Annotated in this window: 1 protein-coding gene; it reads right to left on the bottom strand. The window is 37.9% G+C overall.

All coding sequences use genetic code 11. The features are described from left to right. Nucleotides 1-132: 132 nt before the first annotated feature. On the bottom strand, nt 133-627 hold the full coding sequence (locus RR876_RS16655) for a hypothetical protein (RefSeq protein ID WP_332637152.1): 495 nt from the start codon (nt 625-627) through the stop codon (nt 133-135). Between the last annotated feature and the right edge of the window lie 263 nt (nt 628-890).

Genomic DNA, 890 nt, shown 5'->3' with positions numbered 1-890 from the left:
ATATGCTGCTGGAATAAATGCAGCACCACCAGCAACCAATGCAATAGATGCCGCTAATTGCGTGAACTTTAAACGTTGTGTTTGATTGGACATTTGGAACTTACCCCTATTGAATATTCAATGTCGATTTGTTTAGTTTTTGGTTTTTTCGCTATTAATACGTGTTTGAGCTGAAACCGTGACAGATTTTCCTGCTGGAAGCTCTGCAATGGTCCAACGTAATGCACGATAATCCTTAAGCGGAACATTCACCATTTGGTTACCCTCTTTGCGCTTTAAAGGCATCGGGGCAAAATTCATACCGTCTGTACTTGCTTGCGCATTTTCTGGCTGCGACTTACCCAAAAATTGGGTTTCTACTGGTATTGGTAAAGTCGCCGCAAGATTTTTAATTTTTCCAGCCGTGTTATTGGTATACGTCGCACGATACTCAATCACATCATTTGGCTTGACTTTGGTAACTAACTTAGCCGTCGGCTTCCCATCTGCATTTGCACTAACGAGATAGGTTTTTAATTCTACTGATACAGGGTCTTTTGATACTTTAGTTTCAGCACTTGCATTCACAGCTAAAAGTAAAGCCGCCACTGCAAGTAGACCTGTTTTCCATTGACTTTTTAAATACATATTTCTTGCTCCAAAACGCACGATCCCATTTTTTGAACTGCAGTTTCGACTTTTCGATACCCTATTCAAACAAACGCCTGATAATTACAAAAATACATCATTTCAATACATTTTTGTTGATAAATATCACATTTTTTTACGTTAAACACCAATTGATTCAAGAAAAGCAACTTTTATACCAACTTTATCTATTTTAGTATTCCAGTTGCGCTTGCTTATTTAAAGTTTGCTTGCTCTCAAAACTATTGAGTGACACAGAATCT

This window comes from Acinetobacter sp., from assembly GCF_036666595.1.
Taxonomy (GTDB): Bacteria; Pseudomonadota; Gammaproteobacteria; order Pseudomonadales; family Moraxellaceae; genus Acinetobacter.
The sequence above is the reverse complement of the archived record's forward strand: the minus strand, read 5'-3'. Positions and strand labels throughout refer to the sequence as shown.